Annotated in this window: 21 protein-coding genes and 2 tRNA genes; 7 read left to right on the plus strand and 16 right to left on the minus strand. The window is 68.8% G+C overall.

What is annotated here, in order from left to right; all coding sequences use genetic code 11:
- Nucleotides 1–13: 13 nt before the first annotated feature.
- Nucleotides 14–445, minus strand: a complete 432-nt coding sequence (locus ESD82_RS05760) for an outer membrane protein assembly factor BamE (RefSeq protein ID WP_024843290.1) — start codon at nucleotides 443–445, stop codon at nucleotides 14–16.
- Nucleotides 446–583: 138 nt separating this feature from the next.
- On the opposite strand from ESD82_RS05760, the gene ESD82_RS05765 reads away from it, so the two are divergent.
- A complete protein-coding gene (locus ESD82_RS05765) occupies nucleotides 584–1,108 on the plus strand; it encodes a YceD family protein (RefSeq protein ID WP_147428785.1) in 525 nt (174 codons plus the stop codon).
- Nucleotide 1,109: 1 nt separating this feature from the next.
- Here ESD82_RS05765 and betA read toward each other — a convergent pair whose 3' ends face one another.
- From betA to betI, 3 genes are all read right to left on the minus strand, one after another.
- Entirely contained in the window at nucleotides 1,110–2,762 is a 1,653-nt protein-coding gene (betA, locus tag ESD82_RS05770) for a choline dehydrogenase (RefSeq protein ID WP_036764619.1), read from the minus strand.
- Nucleotides 2,763–2,843: 81 nt separating this feature from the next.
- Nucleotides 2,844–4,289, minus strand: coding sequence for a betaine-aldehyde dehydrogenase (betB, locus tag ESD82_RS05775; protein ID WP_147428784.1), 1,446 nt, complete (start codon nucleotides 4,287–4,289; stop codon nucleotides 2,844–2,846).
- Complete coding sequence (gene betI / locus ESD82_RS05780; protein WP_024843294.1) at nucleotides 4,286–4,855, minus strand: transcriptional regulator BetI; 570 nt, start codon at nucleotides 4,853–4,855, stop codon at nucleotides 4,286–4,288. The genes betB and betI overlap by 4 nt, the downstream gene beginning before the upstream one ends.
- Before the next feature lie 131 nt (nucleotides 4,856–4,986).
- On the opposite strand from betI, the gene choX reads away from it, so the two are divergent.
- The 3 genes from choX (at nucleotide 4,987) to choV (ending at nucleotide 8,024) form a co-directional block, all read left to right on the plus strand.
- The gene (gene choX / locus ESD82_RS05785; protein ID WP_147428783.1) at nucleotides 4,987–5,940 is read left to right on the plus strand and encodes a choline ABC transporter substrate-binding protein; all 954 of its coding nucleotides are present in this window, start codon (nucleotides 4,987–4,989) and stop codon (nucleotides 5,938–5,940) included.
- 175 nt (nucleotides 5,941–6,115) lie between these two features.
- Nucleotides 6,116–6,967, plus strand: coding sequence for a choline ABC transporter permease subunit (choW, locus tag ESD82_RS05790; RefSeq protein WP_147428782.1), 852 nt, complete (start codon nucleotides 6,116–6,118; stop codon nucleotides 6,965–6,967).
- The gene (gene choV, locus ESD82_RS05795; protein ID WP_024843297.1) at nucleotides 6,960–8,024 is read left to right on the plus strand and encodes a choline ABC transporter ATP-binding protein; all 1,065 of its coding nucleotides are present in this window, start codon (nucleotides 6,960–6,962) and stop codon (nucleotides 8,022–8,024) included. The genes choW and choV overlap by 8 nt, the downstream gene beginning before the upstream one ends.
- Here the strand turns inward: choV and ESD82_RS05800 are convergent.
- Together ESD82_RS05800 and ESD82_RS05805 are read right to left on the minus strand one after the other, a co-directional pair.
- Entirely contained in the window at nucleotides 8,021–8,938 is a 918-nt protein-coding gene (locus ESD82_RS05800) for a DMT family transporter (RefSeq protein ID WP_244314464.1), read from the minus strand. The two genes, choV and ESD82_RS05800, sit on opposite strands and share 4 nt — an antisense overlap.
- 38 nt (nucleotides 8,939–8,976) lie before the next feature.
- On the minus strand, nucleotides 8,977–9,576 hold the full coding sequence (locus ESD82_RS05805; protein ID WP_024843299.1) for a LysE/ArgO family amino acid transporter: 600 nt from the start codon (nucleotides 9,574–9,576) through the stop codon (nucleotides 8,977–8,979).
- A gap of 82 nt (nucleotides 9,577–9,658) precedes the next feature.
- On the opposite strand from ESD82_RS05805, the gene ESD82_RS05810 reads away from it, so the two are divergent.
- Nucleotides 9,659–10,525: a LysR family transcriptional regulator ArgP gene (locus tag ESD82_RS05810; RefSeq protein WP_147428781.1), complete on the plus strand. Its 867-nt coding sequence runs from the start codon at nucleotides 9,659–9,661 to the stop codon at nucleotides 10,523–10,525.
- Nucleotides 10,526–10,564: 39 nt separating this feature from the next.
- On the opposite strand, the gene ESD82_RS05815 is transcribed toward ESD82_RS05810, so the two are convergent.
- From ESD82_RS05815 to ESD82_RS05855, 9 genes are all read right to left on the minus strand, one after another.
- Nucleotides 10,565–11,305 (minus strand): YebC/PmpR family DNA-binding transcriptional regulator, encoded by a 741-nt coding sequence (locus ESD82_RS05815; RefSeq protein ID WP_024843301.1) that lies wholly within the window; start codon nucleotides 11,303–11,305, stop codon nucleotides 10,565–10,567.
- Between the two features lie 65 nt (nucleotides 11,306–11,370).
- Entirely contained in the window at nucleotides 11,371–11,616 is a 246-nt protein-coding gene (locus tag ESD82_RS05820) for a ribbon-helix-helix domain-containing protein (RefSeq protein WP_231486621.1), read from the minus strand.
- Nucleotides 11,609–11,788: a DUF4169 family protein gene (locus ESD82_RS05825; RefSeq protein ID WP_231486623.1), complete on the minus strand. Its 180-nt coding sequence runs from the start codon at nucleotides 11,786–11,788 to the stop codon at nucleotides 11,609–11,611. Before ESD82_RS05825 ends, ESD82_RS05820 begins: the two co-directional genes overlap by 8 nt.
- A 29-nt stretch (nucleotides 11,789–11,817) precedes the next feature.
- Entirely contained in the window at nucleotides 11,818–13,215 is a 1,398-nt protein-coding gene (gene fumC, locus ESD82_RS05830) for a class II fumarate hydratase (protein WP_024843304.1), read from the minus strand.
- 92 nt (nucleotides 13,216–13,307) lie between these two features.
- A complete protein-coding gene (locus tag ESD82_RS05835) occupies nucleotides 13,308–13,769 on the minus strand; it encodes an SspB family protein (protein WP_024843305.1) in 462 nt (153 codons plus the stop codon).
- A 166-nt stretch (nucleotides 13,770–13,935) separates the two neighbouring features.
- Nucleotides 13,936–14,012: transfer RNA gene (locus tag ESD82_RS05840), tRNA-Asp, on the minus strand.
- A 28-nt stretch (nucleotides 14,013–14,040) separates the two neighbouring features.
- Nucleotides 14,041–14,117, minus strand: a tRNA-Asp gene (locus ESD82_RS05845).
- Nucleotides 14,118–14,259: 142 nt separating this feature from the next.
- A complete protein-coding gene (locus ESD82_RS05850; RefSeq protein WP_147428780.1) occupies nucleotides 14,260–15,081 on the minus strand; it encodes a PRC-barrel domain-containing protein in 822 nt (273 codons plus the stop codon).
- 156 nt (nucleotides 15,082–15,237) lie between these two features.
- A complete protein-coding gene (locus ESD82_RS05855) occupies nucleotides 15,238–16,341 on the minus strand; it encodes an anhydro-N-acetylmuramic acid kinase (protein WP_147428779.1) in 1,104 nt (367 codons plus the stop codon).
- 58 nt (nucleotides 16,342–16,399) lie between these two features.
- On the opposite strand from ESD82_RS05855, the gene tyrS reads away from it, so the two are divergent.
- Together tyrS and ESD82_RS05865 are read left to right on the plus strand one after the other, a co-directional pair.
- A complete protein-coding gene (gene tyrS / locus ESD82_RS05860; protein ID WP_147428778.1) occupies nucleotides 16,400–17,644 on the plus strand; it encodes a tyrosine--tRNA ligase in 1,245 nt (414 codons plus the stop codon).
- A 229-nt stretch (nucleotides 17,645–17,873) separates the two neighbouring features.
- Nucleotides 17,874–18,338: a DUF4177 domain-containing protein gene (locus tag ESD82_RS05865; RefSeq protein WP_024843309.1), complete on the plus strand. Its 465-nt coding sequence runs from the start codon at nucleotides 17,874–17,876 to the stop codon at nucleotides 18,336–18,338.
- 70 nt (nucleotides 18,339–18,408) lie between these two features.
- Here ESD82_RS05865 and ESD82_RS05870 read toward each other — a convergent pair whose 3' ends face one another.
- Entirely contained in the window at nucleotides 18,409–18,624 is a 216-nt protein-coding gene (locus ESD82_RS05870) for a SlyX family protein (protein ID WP_024843310.1), read from the minus strand.
- Between the last annotated feature and the right edge of the window lie 43 nt (nucleotides 18,625–18,667).

Below are 18,667 nucleotides of genomic sequence, written 5' to 3' on the forward strand. Positions count from 1 at the left end.
CGCCCGGTTCCTGTCAATCGCCCAGGAAATCCCCAGCCTGCACGCGGCCGACATTGCCCAGAAGCTGGCGGATCAGGCCCAGGCTGGTCACACCGGTATCGGTCACGCGGCGCGACAGCACCACCACCTGTCCCCGCTCCAGCCCGAAGCGCTCGATATTGCTGACCACGCCGCTGTCGGAAAAGCTGATGGCGACCACCTGGCGGTCGACCTCGCGCGGCTCGCGCGGGCCATAGAACTGCCAGCGCGACCCCACGTAATACCAGGCCGAGCCGGTCAGAAGCCCCTGCGCCGAGGGCCGGCCGATCAGCCCCTCGAGATCGGATTGCGAGGTCTGGCCGACGACCACTTGGGCCAATTGCTCCTGGGGCGGGATATAGCCGTGGTTGCGATAGGTGGCCTGGCAGGCGGAAAGGCCCAGAGATGCGGTCAGTGCAAAAGCCATAAGCTGCCGCCGGGAAATCTTCATCTTCTCTCTGCCCTCTTACGCGCCTGTTGACGCCGCGCGACCGGCTTAGCAAACTCATGCCCCACGCTCAAGAATATCCAGACCAAGGGCGGTTTTGCCCGCGAAAGGCCTCCGATGACCGATTCCAAAGCCCCGCAGACCCGGTTCCGGGTGGCCCATCTGAACCCGCGCCAGCCGACCGATTTCGCGCTGGCCCCCGCCGCGCCCGCCCGCCGGGCGCTGGCGGCGGAACTGGGGCTGATCGCCCTGCCCCGGCTGGGTTTTTCCGGCCGCATCCGCGCCGTGGCCAGCGACGCCTGGGAGGTGACGGGGACGCTTTCGGCCCGCGTCGTGCAGCCCTGCGTGGTGACGCTGGCCCCGGTCGAGACCGAATTGCGCGAAACCCTGCACCGCGTCTTCTCGCCCCATGCCGGCACCCCCGAAGGCGACGAGGTCGAGATGCCCGACGAGGATCTGGAGCCCCTGGGCCAGTTCATCGACATCGAGGCGATCATGACCGAGGCGCTGGCCCTGGCGCTGCCGCTTTACCCGCGCGCCGAGGGGGCGGCGCTCGACGCCCCCGAAACCGCGCCCGAGGAGGGGATCCGCAAGCCCTTCGCCGGGCTTGCCGACCTGCTGAAAACCCCGAGGAAGCCCTGAACTAGGCGGAACGCTGGGCGATCTGCCAATCCGGCGCCATTTCCGGGCCCAGGTTCAGCGGCGCCAGCATGCCCTGGCCCAGGATATGATCGGCGGCCTTCTCGCCGGTCATGATCGAGGGCGCGTTCAGGTTGCCATTGGTGATGCGCGGAAAGACCGAGCTGTCGGCGACGCGCAGCCCCTCGACCCCGATCACCCGCAGTTCCGGGTCCACCACCGCCAAGGGGTCGTCCACCGCGCCCATCCGCGCCGTGCCGCAGGGGTGAAAGGCCGATTCGGCATGGTCGCGGACGAAGGCGTCGATCTGATCGTCGCTTACGACGCCCTCGCCGGGCTGGATCTCGTGGCCCTTGTAGGCGGCAAAGGCCGGCTGGGCGAAGATCTCGCGCGTCAGCCGCACGCAGGCGCGGAACTCGGCCCAGTCATCCGGGTGCGACATGTAGTTGAAGCGGATCTCGGGCGCCTGCTTGGGATCGGCGGATTGCAGCCGCACCGTGCCGCGCGATTTCGAGCGCATCGGCCCGACATGGACCTGGAAGCCATGCCCCTCGGCCGCCGCCCGGCCGTCATAGCGCACGGCCAAGGGCAGGAAGTGATACTGGATGTCGGGATATTCCACGCCCGCGGCCGAGCGGATGAAGCCGCAACTCTCGAACTGGTTCGAGGCGCCCAGGCCCGTCCCGGTCGCCAGCCATTGCGCCCCGATCGAGCCCTTTCCCCACAGGTTCCAGTGCTTGTAAAGCGTGACCGGCTGGGTCGCGGTATATTGCATGTAGATCTCCAGGTGGTCCTGGAGATTGGCGCCCACGCCAGGCCGGTCCGCCCGGACCTCGATGCCATGTTCGCGCAGATGGTCCGCCGGGCCGATCCCCGAGAGCATCAGCAGCTTCGGCGTGTTGATCGAGCTTGCCGAAAGAATCACCTCATGTTTCGCTCGGAACACGTTGACGCCACGGGTATTTCGAACCTCGACGCCGACCGCGCGGCCATCCTCGAAGACCACGCGCCGCGCCAGTCCGCGGCGCAGCCGCAGCCGGCCGGTCGCCTGGGCCGGGCGCAGATAGGCATTGGCGGCCGACCAGCGCCGGCCTTCCCAGATCGTCGCCTCCATGGCGCCGAAACCCTCCTGCCGGGCGCCGTTGTAATCCTCGGTGGTCGGATAGCCGGCCTCGCGCCCGGCCCGGATAAAGGCGTTGAACAGCGGGTTCTTGCGCGAGCCGCGGGTCACATGCAGCGGCCCCTCGGTGCCGCGATAGTCGCTGACCGCGCCATGCGAGGTCTCCATGCGCTTGAAATAGGGCAGCACGTCGGCATAGGCCCAGCCGTCGGCGCCGCTTTCCGCCCAGAAGTCGAAATCCCGGGCATGGCCGCGCACGAAGACCATGCCGTTGATCGAGGACGAGCCGCCGACCACCTTGCCACGCGGCGTCACCAGCCGCCGACCGCCCAGATGCGGCTCGGGCTCGGACGAAAACCCCCAGTCATAGCGGCGCATGTTCATCGGATAGGACAGCGCCGCCGGCATCTGGATGAAGGGCCCGACATCGCTGCCGCCATATTCGACGATGTCCACCCGCTTGCCGGCCATCACCAGCCGGTAAGCCAGCGCGCAACCGGCCGAGCCGGCGCCCACGATCACATAATCCGGGATCACGCCTGCCCCCCCTGCGCCGCCGCCGCGGCTCTTTCCGTTTTCCCAATACCCATGCCCACCGCGCCGCGGGCGCCACGCCGATCAATAGGGTGCATCGACCCCTCCCATGCCGACATAGACCGATTTCAGCTGCGAATAATGCTCGATGGCCGCGGCCGAGTTCTCGCGCCCGATCCCCGACAGCTTGACGCCGCCGAAGGGCGCCTCGACCGGGGTCAGGTTATAGGCATTGATCCAGGTGGTGCCGGCCTGCAGGGCGGCCGCGACCCGGTGGCCGCGCGCCAGGTCGCGGGTGAACACCCCCGCCGCCAGCCCGTAGGGCGAGGCATTGGCGCGCTCGACCGCCTCCTTTTCGGTCGCGAAGCCCAGCACCGACATGACCGGGCCGAAGATCTCCTCGCGCACGATCCACATGTCATCCGAGGCATCGGCAAAGACCGTGGGCGGGACAAAGGCGCCCTCGCCCGGCCCGCCGCAGACCAGCCGCGCGCCCTCGGCGCAGCCGCGGGCGATGGCCTCGCGGATCTTCGCCGCCTGGCCCGGGCTGACGATGGGACCGTGCTGGGTCGCCTCGTCCAGCGGATCGCCGATCCTGATCCGGGCCACCCGCTCGGCCAGCCGGTCGAGGAAGGCGGGCAGGATGCCCTGCTGCACGAAGACACGGGTGCCGTTCGAGCAGATCTGCCCCGAGGAATAGAAATTCGCCAGCATCGCCGCGCCGACCGCATCGTCCAGCGAGGCATCGTCGAAGACGATCAGCGGCGATTTGCCGCCCAGTTCCATGGTGACATGCCGCATGCCCTCGGCCGCCGCGGCATAGACCCTTTGCCCGGTCGCGACCGAGCCGGTCAGCGAGACCTTGGCGACCCGCGGATCCGTGACCAGCGCCGCGCCGACCTCGGCCCGCCCCTGCACCACGTTGAAGATGCCCGGCGGCAGCCCGGCCTCGGCCAGGATCTCGGCCAGCTTCAGCGCGCCCAGCGGGGTTTCCTCGCTGGGCTTGAAGACCATGGCATTGCCCATGGCCAAGGCCGGCGCCGCCTTCCAGCAGGCGATCTGGCTGGGATAGTTCCAGGCACCGATGCCGGCGCAGACCCCCAGTGCCTCGCGGATGGTATAGACGAAATCGCCGCCCAGCGGGATCGCCTGCCCGGTGACGGTCGGCGCCAGCCCGCCGAAATATTCCAATGCATCAGCGCCCGAGGGCCAGTCGGCCACCCGCGTCTCCTGGATCGGCTTGCCGGTATCCAGAGTTTCGAGCCGCGCCAGTTCCTCGGCCCGCTCGCGGATGATCTGCGCCGCCCGGACCAGCACCCGGCCGCGCTCGACCGGTCGAGCTGCCGCCCAGGCGGGTTGCGCGGCGGCGGCGGCGGCGGTGGCGCGCGTCACCTGGTCGCGGGCCGCCGCGCGCAGATGCGCGATGACCTCGCCGGTATAGGGGTAATGCACCGGCAAGGACTCGCCCTCGCCCTCGACGAAGGCGCCGTCGATGTAAAGGCTCGCCTGCGGTTGCGCGTCATGGCTCATGGCAGCACCTTCTCCAGATAATCCAGCGTGGTTCGTTCGGCGGCGGCGGCATCGGCCTCGTTGGACAGCGCCGCGCGCAGGTAAAGCCCGTCGATCAGCGCCCCCAGCGTGCGGGCGATGCGCTCGGCCCCCGCCCCGGCCAGCGGCCGCAGGGCCGTCAGCAGGTTCGAGGCGAGCCGGCGGTGATAGACCCGCAGCAGCCGCGCCGCCTCGGGCTCGACCAGCGCCAGCGCATAGAAGTTCAGCCAGGCGGCGATGGTATCATGTTCGAAATTCGCACCGTCGAAACTGGCGGCGATGATGGCGCTGAGCCGCTCCTGCGGCGTTTCCGCGCCCCGCAGCGCGGCGCGGGTCGAGGCACCGTATTGTGCCAGGATATGCCGCATCGCCGCCAGGAAGATCCGCTCCTTCGAGCCGAAATAGTGATGCGCGAGCGCCGAGGACATGCCCGCCTCGCGCGCAATCTGCGCCACGGTCACGTCCAGCGAGCCCGCCCGGCCCACTGTGGCAATCGCGGCGTTGATCAGCGCCGCTTTTCGGATAGGTTCAGCGCCAAGCTTGGGCATGACAGGACACCATGGTGCAATTCCGTTGGAAAATTTCGTGCAAGAGACCCGTATCTGGCAGATCATTGATTGACTCGTCAATCAATGAAAGCCTTAATCAACGCACCCGTCAACGAACCAGGGAGATAAAGATGACATTTCGCCGCACCGCTGCAGCTCTTGCCGCCGGGCTGGTCGCCTCGCTCGCCACGGCCAGCATCGCTGCGGCACAAGAGCCGATGGAGTGCCGCAAGGTCGTCTTTTCGGATGTGGGCTGGTCCGACATCAGCGCCACCACCGCGCTGGCCTCGACCGTGCTGGGGGCGCTGGGATACCAGACCGAAACCAAGATCCTGTCGGTGCCGGTGACCTATACCGCGCTTTCCACCGACGACGTGGACGTGTTCCTGGGCAACTGGATGCCGACGATGGAGGCCGACATCGCCCCCTATCGCGAGGCGGGCACCGTGGACATCCTGCGCACCAACCTGACCGGGGCGAAATACACGCTGGCGACGAACAAGGCCGGCGCCGAGCTGGGCATCGACGATTTCGGCAAGATCGCCGGGCACAAGGATGCACTGGAGGGCAAGATCTACGGCATCGAGCCGGGCAATGACGGCAACCGCCTGCTCCTGGAGATGGTGGCCGAGAACAAGTTCGACCTCGGCACCTTCGAGGTCGTGGAAAGCAGCGAACAGGGCATGCTTGCGCAGGTCGCGCGCGCCGACGCCGCCGGCAAGCCGGTGGTCTTCCTGGGCTGGGAGCCGCATCCGATGAACAGCCAGTTCCAAATGACCTACCTGGCCGGCGGCGACGAGGTCTTTGGCCCCGATTTCGGCGGCGCGCGCGTCGATACCAATACCCGCGCCGGCTATGCCGAGGCCTGCCCGAATGTCGGCAAGTTCCTGCAAAACCTGGAATTCAGCCTGCCCATGGAGAACGAGGTCATGGGCCTGATCCTGAACGACGGCATGCAGCCGGCCGATGCGGCGCTGAAATGGCTCCGCACCAACCCGGAAGCGGCCCAGCCCTGGATCGCGGGCGTCACCGCCGCCGATGGCGGCGATGCGCAGGCTGCGCTGGACAAGGTGCTGTCCGAATAGGGGCCGAACAAGCGCCGGGCGGGCGGGGACGCCCCTGCCCGCACCGCCTAGCTCATGGGACGGTTTTCTCTACCCTGGCCGGGACGGCATGTCCGGGCCGTGCCGCGCTCCGACCCTTCGGCGCAAGGCCGCCCCACAGACCCGACGATCCCGCACGGCAGAAAGAAAGGGACGCATGGACCAACTGACCGCATTCCTGACGGGGACCAAGATCCCGGTGGGCCGGACCGCCAAGGCGATCTTCGACTGGCTCAACGCCCATGCCGCCGTGGTCTTCAACGCCATCTCGCGGCTGATGGAGGGGCTGATCGGCGGCATTCTGAAGCTGCTGGAATTCCCGCATCCGCTGGTCTTCACCCTGCTGGCCGTGGCCCTGACCTGGGCCTTGCAGCGCAGCTGGAAGACCTGCCTGCTGGTCGCGCTGGGTTTCCTGTTCATCCTCAACCAGGGCTATTGGAAAGAGACCATGCAGTCCCTGACCCTGGTGCTTGCCGCCTGCGTCGTCTGCATGGCGATCGGCGTGCCCATGGGCATCGCCGCCGCGCACCGGCCGCGGCTTTACGCCTGGATGCGGCCGGTGCTGGACCTGATGCAGACGCTGCCGACCTTCGTCTACCTGATCCCGGCCATCGTCTTTTTCGGCATCGGCATGGTGCCCGGCCTGATCGCCACGGTGATCTTCGTGCTGCCGGCGCCGATCCGGCTGACGCATCTGGGCATCTCCTCGACGCCCCGGGCGCTGGTCGAGGCCGCCACCGCCTTCGGCGCCACCCCGCGCCAACTGCTGTGGAAGGTCGAACTGCCAAGCGCCACGCCGCAGATCATGGCCGGGCTGAACCAGACCATCATGCTGTCGCTGTCCATGGTCGTCATCGCGGCGCTGGTCGGCGCCTCGGGGCTGGGCGTGCCGGTGGTGCGGGCGCTGAACAGCGTGAACACGGCGCTGGGATTCGAAAGCGGCTTCATCATCGTGGTGGTCGCCATCATGCTGGACCGGATGCTGCGGGTCAGGGGGCGCCATGACTGAGGCCAGGCAAGCCGCGCATAACGCGGTCGAGTTCGACAAGGTGAACATCGTCTTCGGCGACGCGCCCCAGGCCGCGCTGCCGCTGATGGACCAGGGCCTGGAGCGCGGCCCGATCAAGGCCGAGACCGGCCAGGTTCTGGGCGTCCACGACTGCTCGCTGACCGTGCGCGAGGGCGAGATCCTGGTGCTGATGGGCCTTTCCGGCTCGGGCAAGTCCACGCTCTTGCGGGCGGTGAACGGGCTCAACCCGGTCTGCCGGGGCGAGGTGCGGATCTGGGACGGCAAGGCCATGGCCTCGGTGACCAAGGCCTCGGGCACCGAGCTGCGCCGGCTGCGCCGCGAATGCATCGCCATGGTTTTCCAGCAATTCGGCCTGCTGCCCTGGCGCTCGGTGCGCGAGAACGTCGGGCTGGGACTGGAACTGGCCGGCATTCCCGCGGCCGAACGGCGCCGCCGCGTCGACGCGCAGCTGGCCACCGTCGGCCTGGCCGATTGGGCCGAGCGCAAGGTGGGCGACCTGTCGGGCGGCATGCAGCAGCGCGTGGGCCTGGCGCGCGCCTTCGCCACCGAGGCGCCGATCCTCTTGATGGACGAGCCCTTCTCGGCGCTGGACCCGCTGATCCGCAACCGGCTGCAGGACGAACTGCTGGAATTGCAGCAGCGGTTCCGCCGCACCATCATCTTCGTCAGCCACGACCTCGACGAGGCGTTCCGCATCGGCAACCGCATCGCGCTGATGGAGGGCGGCCGCATCGTCCAGGTCGGCACCGCGCGCGAGATCATCGCCCATCCGGCGAATGCCTATGTCGAGGATTTCGTCGCCCACATGAACCCGCTGGCGGTGCTGCGGGCCGAGGACATGGCCGAACCGGGCGAGGCCGCGGGCCTCCCCATCGACCGCCAGACCCCGGTGCGCGAGGTCATCCGGGCCATGACCGAAACCGGCGCCGAGATGCTGCCCCTGCAGGGCGGCGGCCGGGTGACGCGCCAGGGCATCATGTCGCGCCTGGTGGTGCGGCGCGGCCAGGCCGGCGGCGCGCTGGAACAGCCGGCCTAGCTTTCCCGCGTCGCCTCGGCCGGCGGGGTGATGGTGGGGCGCCGCAGCCGCGCCTCGCGCCAGGTGATATAGCTGATCGCGCCGATCATGATGGCGCCGCCAATCAGCACCCACAGGTCGACCGGCTCGGCAAAGACCAGCGCGCCCAGCAGGCTGGCCCAGATCAGCTGCAGCAGGGTGACGGGCTGCGTCACCGTCAGGGGCGCGGCGGCAAAGGCACGCGTCATCGCGTAATGCCCCGCGGTGGCGAAAAAGGCGGTGCAGGCCAGCACCGCGCATTGCGCCAGCGTCGGCGGCACCCAGACCAGCGCCGCGACCGGCGCCAGGCCGATGCAGACCGTCAGCGACATCATCGCCACCACGACCGAGGCCGGCACCAGCTCCGACAGCCGCTTGGCCACCAGGTAGGAGCCGCCAAAGATCACCGCGGCGCCCAGCTGCGCCAGGTGGCCCGGCTCCAGCGCGCGGATGCCGGGCCGCAGCACGATCATCGCCCCCGCCAGCGCCACGGCGATGGCCAGCCCGCGCCGCCACGAGATCCGCTCACCCATCAGCAGTGCCGCGCCCAGCGTAACCACGACCGGGTTGAGAAAGCCGATGGCGGTGACCTCGGCCACGGTGATGCGGGCCATGGCATAGAACCACAGGATCACCGCCAGCACATGCAGCCCGCCGCGCAGCGCGAAAAGCGCCCAGATGCGCGGGGCGAAGCCCTGCCGCAGCGCCGGCGCCAGCGCCGGGACCAGGAACAGCAAGCCAAAGGCGAAGCGGATGAAGGCGCCCTCCGCCGCCGGCAGCGCCTGCCCCAGCCAGCGCACCGTGCCGTTGACCGCGACGAAGCACAGCCCCGCCGTCAGCATCCACAGGATGCCCGGCAGGTCGCCGCGCGCAAGGGAATGGGTTGTCCTGCTCATCCCACAGCCATGCCCTGCCGGCACGGGCAGCGCAAGGCTCAGCCGCCCAGCAGCAGGCCCAGGGCGATCGACCACATCACCAGGCCCACCAGCCCGTCCAGCACCCGCCAGGCCGCCGGCCGCGCGAATAGCGGCGACAGCCAGCGCGCCCCGTAACCCAGCGCGAAAAAGAACAGCACCGAGCCCGAGACCGCGCCGGCGACGAAGCCCGGCTTGTTCTCCCAAGCCGCCGAGACCGAACCGATCAGCACCACCGTATCCAGCCAGACATGCGGGTTGAGCCAGGTCAGCCCCGCCAGCACCAGAAGCGTCGCGCCCAGCCCCGCCGCATGGCCCGGCCCGGCCCGCAGCGCCTCGCCGCCGCGCCAGGCGGCGCGAAAGGCGCGCGCGCCATAGGCCAGCAGGAAGGCCGCCCCGCCCCAGCGCATCGCCGCCAGGAACCACGGCGCCTGCGCGGCGATGGCGCCGGCGCCCAGCACCCCCGCGGTGATCAGCACCGCATCCGAGATGGCGCAAAAGGCACAGGTCGCCAGCACATGCCGGCGCATCAACCCCTGCCTCAGCACGAAGGCGTTCTGCGCCCCGATGGCGACGATCAACGACAGGGCGGTGCCAAGACCGGCGAAATAGGCCTGCATGCGGTTCTCCTTTGCCCGCGTCTTGCCCCGGCGCGTTCCTTCAGGCAAATTCAAAATCATTACGTGACTTAAGGTTGCCTTAATGCTCGATTATGCCGCCCTGGCCGTGCTGGCCGAGATCATCCGCCGCGGCAGTTTCGAGGCGGCTGCGGCGGCGCTCGGCGTCACCCCCTCGGCGGTGTCGCAGCGCATCAAGGGGCTCGAGGAGCGGCTGGGTCAGGTGCTGGTCCATCGCGGCCCGCCGGCCCGCGGCACGGAAACCGGGCTGCGGCTGACGCAGCATCTCGACCAGGTGCGGCTGCTGGAAACCACGCTCGCCGCCGGCCTGCGCCCGCCCGGACCGGCGGTGCTGCGGCTCGCGGTCAATGCCGACAGCCTGGCGACCTGGTTCCTGCCGGTGATGGCGGCGCTGCCGGCGCTCTACGACCTGGTGCTGGACGACCAGGACCATGCCCGCGACTGGCTGCGCCAGGGCCAGGTCTCTGCCGCGATCAGCTCCGACCCCGACCCGGTGCCGGGCTGCGACGCGCTGCCCCTGGGCGCCATGCGCTACCTGGCGCTGGCCGCGCCCGGTTTCCGCGCCCGGCATTTCCCCGACGGCGTGACCGAGGCCAGCCTGCGCGCCGCCCCGGCGATCATCTTCAACGCCAAGGACGCGCTGCAATCCCGCTGGGCCGAACAGGCCACCGGCAAACGGCTGCACCTGCCGGGCCACCGGATCCCGGCCTCGGAACCCTTCGCCCGCGCAGTCGAACTCGGCCTCGGCTGGGGCATGATCCCCGAGGCCATGGCCGCCCCGGCCCTGGCGCAGGGCCGGCTGCGACCGCTGCTCCCCGACATGCCGCTGGACGTGGCGCTCTACTGGCACGTCCAGCGCGCCATGGCGCCCGCCCTCGCCCCCCTGACCGCCGCGATCAGAAAAAGGGCCGCAGCCGAACTGCGACCCTGATTTCTCTGTTCCTTAAATACCCCCGCCGGAGGCAGGCAATCAAAGCTGCGCCGCCACATCCTCGGGAATGTCGAAATTCCCGGTGACGTTCTGCACGTCGTCGTCCTCTTCCAGCGCGTCGATCAGCTTCATCAGCTTCTGCGCCGTCTCCAGGTCGATCTCGGTCGGCGCCTGCGGCTTCCAGATCAGCTTGGCATGTTCGGATTCGCCCAGGGACGCCTCCAGCGCGTTCGAGACCTCGGCCAGGTCGGTGTCCGCGGTATAGATCCAGTGCCCGTCCTCGTCGCTCTCGACATCCTCGGCCCCGGCCTCGATGGCGGCCATCATCACCGTGTCGGCATCGCCGGCGCTGGCGGGATACATGATCTCGCCCTTGCGGTCGAACATGAAACTGACCGAGCCGGTCTGGCCCAGGTCGCCGCCGTATTTGGTGAAATAGCTGCGCACGTTGGACGCGGTGCGGTTGCGGTTGTCGGTCATCGCCTCGACGATGATGGCAATGCCGTTCGGGCCATAGCCCTCGTAGCGGATCTCGTCATAGCTCTCGGCATCGCCGCCCTGCGATTTCTTGATGGCGCGGTCGATCACGTCCTTCGGCATCGAGTTCGACTTGGCTTCCTTCACCGCAAGGCGCAGGCGCGGGTTCTTGTCGGGGTCAGGGTCGCCCATCTTGGCGGCGACGGTGATTTCTTTGGCCAGTTTCGAAAACAGCTTCGAGCGCAGCTTGTCCTGCTTGCCCTTGCGATGCTGGATATTGGCCCATTTGGAATGGCCTGCCATGGTATTTCCCGAAAATTTGGATATGTGCTGCGGCTTTTAGTCAGCCAGGGCCCAGGCCGCAAGCATTACGCCCGATTCTTGACGATCTCGGCCAGCACATAGAGCCGCAGGGCGGTGGCCAGCCCCACCTCGGGCGGGCGGGCGGCGTCGATCTGGGCGATCAGCGCGGCGGTGGTGCGTCCCCCGGCACGGGCCAGGTCGCGCAGCTCGCGCCAGAAGGCGTCTTCGAGGCTGACCGAGGTGCGATGCCCGCCGATGGTGATCGAGCGCTTCACCGGCGCGGACATCGGCGGCAGCGGCAGATCAGTCATCGCCCGGCTCCGGTCCCTTGCGATGCTGGTCCAGGTGCCGGGCAGCGCGGGCGGCGGCGTCCTGCTCGGCAAGCTTCTGGGCCTTGCTGCGGCCGAATTTCGCCGCATTCTCGTCGCCCTGCCGGCGGGCGGCATCGCGGGCGGCGGATTTGCGCACCGCCCGCAGGTTCACGACCTTGCCTGAACCAGACCCGGCCAAGATCAGTCTTCCGGGCCGATCATCTGCTCGGGGCGGACGATGCGGTCGAAGGTCTCGCCATCGACGAAGCCCAGCGCGATCGCCTCCTCGCGCAGCGTGGTGCCGTTCTTATGCGCGGTCTTGGCCACCTTGGTCGCGTTGTCATAGCCGATGGTCGGCGCCAGCGCCGTCACCAGCATCAGCGATTCCTTCATCAGCTTCTCGATGCGGGGGATGTTCGCCTGGGTGCCCACGACCATGTTGTCGGTGAACGAGCCCGCCGCGTCGCCCAGAAGCTGCATGGATTGCAGCACGTTGTAGCTCATCATCGGGTTGTAGACGTTCAGTTCGAAATGGCCCTGCGAGCCGGCAAAGCCGATGGCGGCGTCGTTGCCCATGACATGGGCGCAAACCATGGTCAGCGCCTCGGCCTGGGTCGGGTTCACCTTACCCGGCATGATCGACGAGCCCGGCTCGTTCTCCGGCAGGATCAGCTCGCCCAGACCCGAGCGCGGGCCCGAACCCAGCAGGCGCATGTCATTGGCGATCTTGAACAGCGCGGCGGCCACGGTCTTCAGCGCGCCCGAGAAGAACACCATCGCGTCATGCGCGGCCAGCGCCTCGAACTTGTTCGGCGCGGTGACAAAGGGCAGGCCGGTGATCTCGGCGATCTGGGCGGCAATCGCCGTGTCCCAGCCCTTCTTGGTATTCAGCCCGGTGCCGACCGCGGTACCGCCCTGCGCCAGCTCGTAGATGTCGCCGAGCGCCAGCTTGACCCGCTCGATGCCCTTGGCGACCTGATGCGCATAGCCGCCGAATTCCTGGCCCAGCGTCAGCGGCGTCGCGTCCTGGGTATGGGTGCGGCCGATCTTGATGATGTCCTTGAACTCCTCGGACTTCGCGACCAGGGCCTTGTGCAGCTTTTCCAGCCCCGGCAGCAGCACGTCGCGCGCCTGCATGGCGATGGCGACATGCATCGCGGTCGGGAATGTGTCGTTCGAGCTTTGACCCATATTCACATGGTCGTTCGGATGGACCGGCTTCTTCGAGCCCATCTCGCCGCCCAGGATCTCGATGGCGCGGTTCGAGATCACCTCGTTGGCGTTCATGTTCGACTGCGTGCCCGAGCCGGTCTGCCAGACCACCAGCGGGAAATTGTCGTCGAACCGGCCGGCGACGACTTCCGAGGCCGCCTGCACCATCGCCTTGCCGATCGCCGGGTCCAGCTTGCCGCTGGCCATGTTCACCTCGGCCGCGGCCTGCTTGATCACGCCCAGGGCGCGGATGATCGCCACCGGCTGGCGCTCCCAGCCGATGGGGAAGTTCTGGATCGAGCGCTGGGTCTGGGCGCCCCAATACTTGTCGGCGGGCACCTCCAGCGGGCCGAAGCTGTCGGTCTCGGTGCGGGTGGTCTTGGTCATGGCATGCTCCCTCACGGTGTTGCGGGGGTTCTAGGCCCGATGGCGCGGATTGGCAATCGGCATGCCGTGGTATGCCATGCGCTAACAGCGCCTCACTTGCGCCATTTGTCCAGGCTGACCACCTCGGCGCCGCCCTTCGCGCCCTCCTCGCCCGGCGCCTCGGCCATGGGCGGCTCGTTCTCTTCGGGCTCGTCCTCCTCCTCGTGGTTCTCGAAGCGCAGGCCGAACTCGACCGAGGGATCCACGAAGGTGCGCAGCGCGTCGAAGGGGATATAGAGCGGTTCGGGCGAATTGCCGAAATTCAGCGTGATGTGAAAGCCCTCGGGCGTGACCGAGAGATCCTCGAACCAATGCTGGATGACGATGGTCATCTCGTCGGGATAGCGCTCGCGCAGCCAGTCGGCCATCTGCACCTGCGAATCGCGGGTGTCGAAGGTGATGAAGAAATGATGCTCGCCCGGCAGCCCCTCGGTGGCCACCGTTTGCAGCACATCCGCGATCAGCCGCTGCATGGCCCGGTGCATCATTCCGCCGTAATCTATTCCGCGTGCCATGGCGTCCTCCGTCGTGTTGGGGGCCAGCATAGGGAAATGAGACGGCTTGAAAAGCCCCTAGCGCCGCTTGGAAGCACGACCGGCGGCCGGCTTCTCCGTTCCCCAAATACCCAAGGAACCGCGCCACAGGCGCAGCCGCGAAGCCATGGAGGATCAAGGGGAAAGATGGCGCGGTTGACGGGGCTCGAACCCGCGACCCCCGGCGTGACAGGCCGGTACTCTAACCAACTGAGCTACAACCGCGCATCTTTTCGGCGATATATGGTGGTGGTGGCGCGGTTGACGGGGCTCGAACCCGCGACCCCCGGCGTGACAGGCCGGTACTCTAACCAACTGAGCTACAACCGCGCAGACCACTTCCCCCGGATCGCCGTCCGGGGTGCGAGGGGGTTTACGCATGGCGGCGGATGCCGTCAAGGCCGATCTTGTGCAAAAAACGCAAGGGCGCCCCGAAAGGCGCCCTCGTCCGGTCCGGCAAGGGCCGGAAACCTTATTTCCGCACGGTCTTCTCGTCGAAATCCGGCAGGGCCTGCAGCTCGGCCTTGGTGTAATTGGTGGCGAAGAAGGTGTCGTTGCCGATGCTCACCAGGTGGATCGCATCCACGCCCAGCAGCACCTTCTTGGCACCGATGCCCAAAAAGCCGCCGATATCGGCGACATAGCCGACGACCTGGCCCGAATCATCCAGCACGATGTCGTTCACCTTGGCGATGTCCTGCCATTCGGCCGGGCGCTCCTCGAGCGCGGGATCGGTCCATTCGGTGGTCGAGGGCTGGTTGGTGGTCCAGATCCGGCGGCTGGTCAGCCAGCTCGACAGCACGCCCGGCTCAGCCTCCGAGATCGCCGGCGGGTTGACGTCGGGCGGCGTGACCGGTGCCTCGGCCGCCGCATCCGCGGCGGCATCGGCAGCGTCGCTTGCGGCATCGGCGGCTTCCTCGGCAGCGCCGGCAGCCTCCTCGGCAGCGCCCTCGGCCGCTTCGGGCACCGCATCTCCGGCGGGTGCATCGGGGGCGACGCCCATCTCCGCCGCGGCGCCGGCGGCGTCATTGGCCGCGTCGCTCGCCGCATCGGCGGCGTCGGCAGCGTCACCGGCAGCATCAGCCGCGGCCTCGCCGGCTTCCTCGGCCGCCTGGTCGGCAGCCTGTTCTGCTTGGTCTGCGGCCTGCTCGGCCTGCTCGGCAGCATTCTCGGCCGCGGTTGCGGCGTCCTCGACCTGTTCGGCCGGGATCTCGGCCGGCGGCATGGTCTCGGTCTGCGCAAAGGCAGGACCGGCAAGCGCCAGGGTGGTGGCAGCGATGACAAGAGGTTTCATGGACGATGTCCTTTCCGATTGTCGTTGTCACGGACGGCGGGTGCCGCCATATGCCCGTCCAACGTCACCATCCTCCGCATCGTTCCCGCGAAATGGTGCCGAAACAATCACAAGGCGGAAATCCGCCTGTGATCGCGGCCCCGGCTGGCAACCGCCTCAGCGCCGCGGCGGATGGCTGATGCGCCCGCCGCAGACCGGCCCCGGCGCGCCGGTGGTGCCGGGCCCCGAGGTCGGCAACCCGCGCAGCACCCGCACCGCCAGCCAGCCGAAGGCCTGCGCTTCCAGCATGTCGCCGTCGAGCCCGGCTTCCTCGACCGGCGCGACGCGGGCCGCCAGCCGCGCCGCCAGCGCCGCCATCAGCGCGGCATTGTGACGGCCGCCGCCGCAGACCAGCACCAGGCCGGGCACCGGGTCCAGGGCCGCCATGCCCGCCGCCACCGCCGCCGCCGCCGCATGGGTCAGCGTCGCGGCCGCATCGGCATCCGATAGCCCTACCACCTCGGCCGCAAGCGCGGGAAAGGCGTCGCGGTCCAGCGATTTCGGCACGGGTCGGGCGAAATGCGGATGTTCCAGGAAACGGGCGATGACGCGCTCGTCCGGGTTGCCCTGCAAGGCCAGCCGCCCGCCCTCATCGCGGGCCAGGCCGCGGCGGGCGCGCATCAGGTCGTTCAGCGGCGCATTGGCCGGGCCGGTATCGAAGGCGATGCAGGCGCCCGGCGCCTCGGGCGCATCGGCGGCCGGATCGACAAAGGTCAGGTTGCCCACCCCGCCCAGGTTCAGGAAAGCGACGGGCGCGCGCGGCAAATGCCCCTGCCCCATCGCCCATTCCGCACAGGCCCAGTGGAAGAAGGGCGCAAGCGGCGCGCCCTCGCCGCCCTGCCGCACGTCCTCGGAGCGGAAATCCCAGACCACCGGCCGGCCCAGCCGGCGCGCCAGCGCCGCGCCGTCGCCCGCCTGATGCGTGCCCCGCCCCGCCGGGTCATGGGCCAGCGTCTGGCCGTGATAGCCGACCAGTTCCGCCTCGGGGAAACCTTCGGCCAGCGCGGCATGGGCGGCGACCGAGAGCGCCGCCGCATCCGCCACGTCCGGCCCGCCCGGCCATTGCCCCAGCGCCGCGTGCAGCAGCCCCGATTCGTTGCCGGAATAGGCGCGCCAGGCGCTGCGGCCGAACCCGGCGATGCGCCGCCCGTCGGTCTCGATCATCGCCGCGTCCACCCCATCGAGCGAGGTGCCCGACATCATCCCCAGCGCATGGATCATCCTGCTTTCCCTTCGGCCCTTCCCCCGGTATATCCGCGCCAGTCGAAAGGAACAGCCCATGACCTACCGTGCCAAATCCGATTTCCTGAACGTGATGATCGAGCGTGGCTACCTGGCGGACTGCACCGACATGCAGGCGCTGGACGAAGCCCTGATCCTCGGCCCGGTGACGGCATATATCGGCTATGACGCGACGGCGGCCAGCCTGCATGTCGGGCACCTCCTGAACATCATGATGCTGCGCTGGTTCCAGAAGACCGGCAACCGACCGATCACGCTGATGGGCGGCGGCACCACCAAGGTCGGCGACCCCAGCTTCCGCAGCGAGGAGCGTCCGCTGCTGACCCCGGACGCGATCCAGACGAATATCGACGGCATGCAGCAGGTCTTTGCCCGCTACCTCGACTATGCCGACGGCCGCGCGATGATGCTCAACAACGCCGAATGGCTGGACGGCCTGAACTACCTCGATTTTCTGCGCGACATCGGCCGGCATTTCTCGGTCAACCGGATGCTGTCGTTCGAATCGGTCAAGTCGCGGCTGGACCGCGAGCAGTCGCTGAGCTTCCTCGAATTCAACTACATGATCCTGCAGGCCTATGACTTCCTGGAACTGTATCGCCGCTACGGCTGCCGGCTGCAGATGGGCGGCTCGGACCAGTGGGGCAATATCGTCAACGGCATCGACCTGACCCGCCGGGTGCTGGATGCCGAGATCTGGGGCCTGACCTCGCCCTTGCTGACCACCTCGGACGGGCGCAAGATGGGCAAGTCGGCCGGCGGCGCGGTCTGGCTCAACGGCGCGATGCTGTCGCCCTACGAGTTCTGGCAGTTCTGGCGCAACACCACCGACGCCGATGTCGGCCGCTTCCTGAAACTCTATACCGAGCTGCCGGTCGAGGAATGCGACCGGCTGGGCGCGCTTTCGGGCTCCGAGATCAACGCGGCCAAGATCATCCTGGCCAATGAGGTCACGACGCTGCTGCACGGGGCCGAGGCGGCGGCCTCGGCCGAGGCGACCGCGCGCGAGGTCTTCGAGCAGGGCGGCGCCGGCGGCGATCTCGAGGTGGTGACGGTCAGCGCCGATGCCCTGGCCTCGGGCCTGACCGTGGTGCAGCTGCTGGCGCAGACCGGCATCACCGCCTCGGGCAAGGAGGCCAAGCGCCTGATCGCCGAAGGGGGACTGCGGCTCAACAACGAAGCCGTCAGCGACCCGCAGCTGGCCGTCGACGCGGCGCTGATCGGCGACGGGCTGAAGGTTTCGGTCGGCAAGAAAAAGCACCGCATGGTGCAATTGGGATAAGCCAAACGCCGGGGCTCCCCGCCGGCCCGCTCCTCCGGCCGGCCCGGTGGCCGGGGCCGCCCTCCCGAACCGCCCCGCCTGCCCGAATCGCGGCTCCGGCGCCGCCCGCGCGCCGGACCGCCTGCCCCCTCACGGCCTCGTGCTTCGCAGGCCCGCGCGCCGCCCTTGCCCGGTGCTTCCCTTGCCCCCGCATCTCGCCTAACCTGCGGCGCAAAGGAAAGGCCCATGCATGAGCAGCTATGAATACACCGTCATCCCCGCTCCCGCCCGCGGCGAAAAGGCCAGGGGGGCGCGCAGCGGCATCGAGCGTTTCGCCGCCACCCTCGCCGATGTCCTCAACGAGATGGCCCGCGACGGCTGGGACTATGTCCGCGCCGAAACCCTGCCGGCCGAAGAACGCTCGGGCCTGACCAGCCGCACCACGGTCTATCACAACCTGCTGATCTTCCGCCGCGCGCTTGCGGGGTCCGCAGACCAGCCGGTCGCCGTGGCGCAGCCGCAACCCGCCGCAGCCGCCCCCCAGCCGGAACCCGAGCCTGCCGCCCGCGGCCCGTTCAGCCAACCGATGCGGGCGGCGCCGAAACCGGCAGCCCCTGCCGCGCCGACCGCTGCCGCGCGCGTCGCGGAACCGCCGCTGACCGCGCCGCCGGCCCCGGCCCCCGCGGGCCCGCGCCTCGGCCCGGCCAGCCGCTGATTTCTCCGTTTTCCAAATACCCCGGGGTGAGCCCCCGGCACGGGGGCGAGGGGCAGCGCCCCTCACCCCTTCACCAATGCGGCGGCCGCTGGTCCGCCAGCGGCACCGTGCCCGCCTCGGCCTCGCGCTCCGCCTCGCGCTCCATCAGCATGCCGACATGGCGCGCCAGCCGGGCGATCTCGCCCTCCTGCCGGGCCACGATACCCGACAGATCCTCGACGGTCCGCGCCAGATAGGCCGCGGCTTCCTCCAGCCGCTCGATCCGTTCCTGCGTCTGCTTGTCCATCCATCCTCCATCCGCTAGACCGCCGCATGGAAAAGCCCGAGGC

It is taken from the genome of Paracoccus pantotrophus (genome assembly GCF_008824185.1).
GTDB lineage: Bacteria > Pseudomonadota > Alphaproteobacteria > Rhodobacterales > Rhodobacteraceae > Paracoccus > Paracoccus pantotrophus.

Excerpts from the sequence above, each read along its gene's own strand:
- ESD82_RS05810 (WP_147428781.1), top strand. The coding sequence starts at position 9,659 with ATGCTCGATTATGCCGCCCTGGCCGTGCTGGCCGAGATCATCCGCCGC.
- tyrS (WP_147428778.1), top strand. The coding sequence starts at position 16,400 with ATGACCTACCGTGCCAAATCCGATTTCCTGAACGTGATGATCGAGCGT.
- ESD82_RS05805 (WP_024843299.1), bottom strand. The coding sequence starts at position 9,576 with ATGCAGGCCTATTTCGCCGGTCTTGGCACCGCCCTGTCGTTGATCGTC.
- ESD82_RS05760 (WP_024843290.1), bottom strand. The coding sequence starts at position 445 with ATGGCTTTTGCACTGACCGCATCTCTGGGCCTTTCCGCCTGCCAGGCC.
- choW (WP_147428782.1), top strand. The coding sequence starts at position 6,116 with ATGGACCAACTGACCGCATTCCTGACGGGGACCAAGATCCCGGTGGGC.
- ESD82_RS05765 (WP_147428785.1), top strand. The coding sequence starts at position 584 with ATGACCGATTCCAAAGCCCCGCAGACCCGGTTCCGGGTGGCCCATCTG.
- ESD82_RS05855 (WP_147428779.1), bottom strand. The coding sequence starts at position 16,341 with ATGATCCATGCGCTGGGGATGATGTCGGGCACCTCGCTCGATGGGGTG.
- ESD82_RS05800 (WP_244314464.1), bottom strand. The coding sequence starts at position 8,938 with ATGAGCAGGACAACCCATTCCCTTGCGCGCGGCGACCTGCCGGGCATC.
- ESD82_RS05870 (WP_024843310.1), bottom strand. The coding sequence starts at position 18,624 with ATGGACAAGCAGACGCAGGAACGGATCGAGCGGCTGGAGGAAGCCGCG.
- ESD82_RS05820 (WP_231486621.1), bottom strand. The coding sequence starts at position 11,616 with ATGACTGATCTGCCGCTGCCGCCGATGTCCGCGCCGGTGAAGCGCTCG.
- choV (WP_024843297.1), top strand. The coding sequence starts at position 6,960 with ATGACTGAGGCCAGGCAAGCCGCGCATAACGCGGTCGAGTTCGACAAG.
- ESD82_RS05865 (WP_024843309.1), top strand. The coding sequence starts at position 17,874 with ATGAGCAGCTATGAATACACCGTCATCCCCGCTCCCGCCCGCGGCGAA.
- choX (WP_147428783.1), top strand. The coding sequence starts at position 4,987 with ATGACATTTCGCCGCACCGCTGCAGCTCTTGCCGCCGGGCTGGTCGCC.
- fumC (WP_024843304.1), bottom strand. The coding sequence starts at position 13,215 with ATGACCAAGACCACCCGCACCGAGACCGACAGCTTCGGCCCGCTGGAG.
- ESD82_RS05835 (WP_024843305.1), bottom strand. The coding sequence starts at position 13,769 with ATGGCACGCGGAATAGATTACGGCGGAATGATGCACCGGGCCATGCAG.
- betB (WP_147428784.1), bottom strand. The coding sequence starts at position 4,289 with ATGAGCCATGACGCGCAACCGCAGGCGAGCCTTTACATCGACGGCGCC.
- betI (WP_024843294.1), bottom strand. The coding sequence starts at position 4,855 with ATGCCCAAGCTTGGCGCTGAACCTATCCGAAAAGCGGCGCTGATCAAC.
- ESD82_RS05815 (WP_024843301.1), bottom strand. The coding sequence starts at position 11,305 with ATGGCAGGCCATTCCAAATGGGCCAATATCCAGCATCGCAAGGGCAAG.
- ESD82_RS05850 (WP_147428780.1), bottom strand. The coding sequence starts at position 15,081 with ATGAAACCTCTTGTCATCGCTGCCACCACCCTGGCGCTTGCCGGTCCT.